Here is a 3,188-nt window from a genome sequence, read left to right as displayed (position 1 = left end):
CCGCGTCGCCTGCTGCTGGCCGGTGGCTGGAAGGCGGCACGGCCCCTGAAGGCGCTGTGCGGCGGCGAGGCGCTTGCGCCGGACCTGATCGCCCTGCTGCGCGCGGCGGGCGTGGACCTCTGGAACCTCTACGGCCCGACCGAGACCACGATCTGGTCCAGCCTGCAGCAGGTGCAGGGCGATGCCGCCACCCTGGGCCAGGCCATCGCGGCCACCCGGCTGCTGGTGCTTGACGAAGGGCTGCGCTGCGTGCCGCAAGGCGTGGCCGGGGAGCTGTTCATTGGCGGCCAGGGCCTGGCGCGCGGCTACTGGCAGCGGCCGGGCCTGAGCGCAGAGCGTTTTGTGGCCGACCCATTCGCGGGTCCGGGTGAGGCTGGCGAACGCCTGTACCGCACGGGCGACCTGGTGCGCCGCAATGCCGATGGCGCGCTCGAATACCTGGGCCGGCTGGACCACCAGGTCAAGATCCGCGGCCACCGCATCGAGCTGGGCGAGGTGGAGGCCGCGCTGCTGGCCCAGCCCGAGGTGCGCGAGGCCGTGGTCACGGCAGCGGGGTCCGGCAGTGATACGCGCCTTGTGGCGCACGTATCGCTACATGGGTCGCTACATGCGTCGCTGCATGCACCGCTGCATGCAGGTCCGCCCCTGGACGCTGCGGCACTGCGCGCAAGACTGGCCAGCGGCCTGCCCGACTACATGCTGCCGTCCGCCATCGTGGTGCTGGACACGCTGCCGCTGAACAACAGCGGCAAGGTGGACCGTGCCGCGCTGCCTGCGGCGCAGGCACCGGCCGGCCCGTCCTACGAGGCGCCTTCGGGGCAGGCCGAGGAAATGCTGGCCGGGCTCTGGTCCGAGCTGCTGGGCGGTGGCCGCGTGGACCGCCGCGACAGCTTCTTCGAGCGCGGCGGGCACTCGCTCAAGGTGGTGCAACTGCTGGCGCGGCTGCAGGGGGCAGGCACTGCGGGGCTGACCGCCCAGGACATTTTCCGCACCCCGGTGCTGCAGGACATGGCGGGCCTGGTGCGCCTGCCGGCCCATGGCGGCGCGGATGCTGCGGGTGCTGCGGGTGCAACAGGCACGACAGGCGCGGATGCGCAGGCGCTCGATGCGCTGGATTCCTTTCTCGAAACTCTGGGAGATATCTGATGGACCGTGGCCGCCTGCGCCAAATCGCCGAGCGCTTTGCAAGCCTGAGCCCTGCCCAGCGCACGCTGGCATTGCAAAAGATCCGGGCCGAGGGACTGGATCTCTCGCACTTCCCCATCCCGGTCCGCGCACCATCGCCCGACCAGACCGAAGCCCTGTCCCATGCGCAGCTGCGCCAGTGGTTCCTGTGGAAGCTGGACCCGCAAAGCTCGGCCTACCACATCGCCCAGGCCTCGTGGATGCATGGCGAGCTGGATCTGGCGGCCTTGCGGCAGGCGTTCGGCGTGCTGCTGGAGCGCCACGGCGGACTGCGCACGGTGTTCGAGGAAAGCCCCGACGGCCTAGCGCGGCAGCGCATCGTGCCGCAGCTGGCCCTGGAGCTGCCGCTGATCGACCTGACCCCCTTGCCTGCCGCACAGCGGCGCGAACGGGCCCTGGCCGAAGCCGAGCGCCTGTGCCTCACGCCCTTTGACCTGACGCGCGGCCCGCTGCTGCGCGTGGCCGCCGTCCGCCTGGACAGCCGCCAGCACCTGCTGGTGGTGGTGATGCACCACATCATCTCCGACGGCCGCTCCATGCAGATCCTGCTGGAGGAGTTCGCCGGCCTGTACGCGGCACTGGTGCAGCAGCGCCCGACCCGCCTGCCGCCGCTGCCCATTGCCTACACCGACTACGCCGCCTGGCAGCGCGACTGGCTGGAGGCCGGGGAAAGGCAGCGCCTGCTGGACTACTGGCTGCCCGAGCTGGCCGGTGGTCAGGACCTGCATCTGGAGCTGCCCGCCGACCATGCCCGCGCGCCGGGCGCCGAGACCCGCTGGCATGCCGCCTGGCACCGGCTGGATCTGCCCGCCAGCCTGGTGGCCGGACTGGAGCAGCGCGCCCGCGAGCAGGGCACCTCCCTCTTCGTGGCGCTGCTGGCCGGGTTCCAGGCCCTGCTGCACCGCTATACCGCCGAGACCGATATCCGCGTGGGCGTGCCCGTGGCCAACCGCAACCAGCCCGAGGCCGAGCCGCTGGTCGGCTTCTTCGTCAACACGCTGGTGATGCGTGGCCGGCTCGATCCCCGCATGCGCCTGCAGGAGCTGCTGGCCCAGCTGTCCGAGCGGGTCCGCCTGGGCCTGGCCCACCAGGACCTGCCCTACGAGCAACTGGTCGAGGCGCTGCAGCCGCGCCGCAGCCTGGACGGCAGCTCGCTGTTCCAGGTGATGCTGAACTACCAGCACGAAGAGGCGGCCGGCCTGGCGGGCCTGGAGATCCAGAAACTGGAGCTGGCCGGCCTGGCCGCCCAGTTCGAGCTGACCCTGCACGCCAGCCGCCGCGCCAACGGCAGCCTGCAGCTGGGCTTTGCCTATGCGCGCGAGCGCTTCGAGCCGGCCACGGTGCAGCGCATGGGCGCACATCTGTCGCTGCTGCTGCAGGCGCTGGCGCAAGCGCCGCAGTGCGCGCTGGACCAGGTGCAACTGCTGCCCGGCGATGAGCAGGCGCAGCTTCTGGACCGCAGTGCGCGCCGCAGTACCCGCAATGGACCTGCCCTCAACCCCGCGCAGCCTGCCTGCCTGCACCAGCGCTTTGCGGCAAGCGCGCAGCAGCGGCCGGATGCGGCGGCGTTGACCTGCGAGTCCGCACGACTGACCTACGCCGAACTCGACGCCCGGGCCAACCGCCTGGCCCACCGCCTGATCGCCCTGGGCGTGCGGCCGGAGACGCGCGTGGGCATTGCCATGCAGCGCTCGGTGGAGATGGTGGTCGGCCTGCTGGCCATCCTCAAGGCCGGTGGCGCCTATGTGCCGCTGGACCCGGATTACCCTGCCGACCGGCTGGCGCACATGGTGGCCGACAGCGGGATCTCTCTGGTGCTGACGCAGGCTGCGGTGCGTGAGCGCCTCCCGGGCGCTGCTGCGCTGCAGGTGCTGGAGATCGACATGCTGGACCTGTCGGGCGAACCCGATAGCGATCCGCAGGTTGAAGTCTCGGCCGACAGCCTGGCCTATGTGATCTACACCTCGGGCTCCACGGGCCGTCCCAAGGGCGCGCAACTGAGC

Annotated in this window: 2 protein-coding genes; both read left to right on the top strand. The window is 71.3% G+C overall.

Annotation, left to right across the window (positions count from 1 at the left end; genetic code table 11):
- On the top strand, positions 1–1,146 hold a 1,146-nt coding region (locus tag L995_RS04035), incomplete at its 5' end, for a non-ribosomal peptide synthetase (protein WP_047469373.1).
- Positions 1,146–3,188 (top strand): condensation domain-containing protein (locus tag L995_RS04030; protein WP_047469370.1); only part of this gene is annotated, 2,043 nt, incomplete at its 3' end. The genes L995_RS04035 and L995_RS04030, both read left to right, overlap by 1 nt.

This window comes from Delftia sp. ZNC0008, assembly GCF_000799035.1.
Classification (GTDB): domain Bacteria; phylum Pseudomonadota; class Gammaproteobacteria; order Burkholderiales; family Burkholderiaceae_C; genus Comamonas; species Comamonas tsuruhatensis.
Note: the sequence above shows the minus strand (reverse complement) of the source record. Positions and strands in the feature narration are given on the sequence as shown.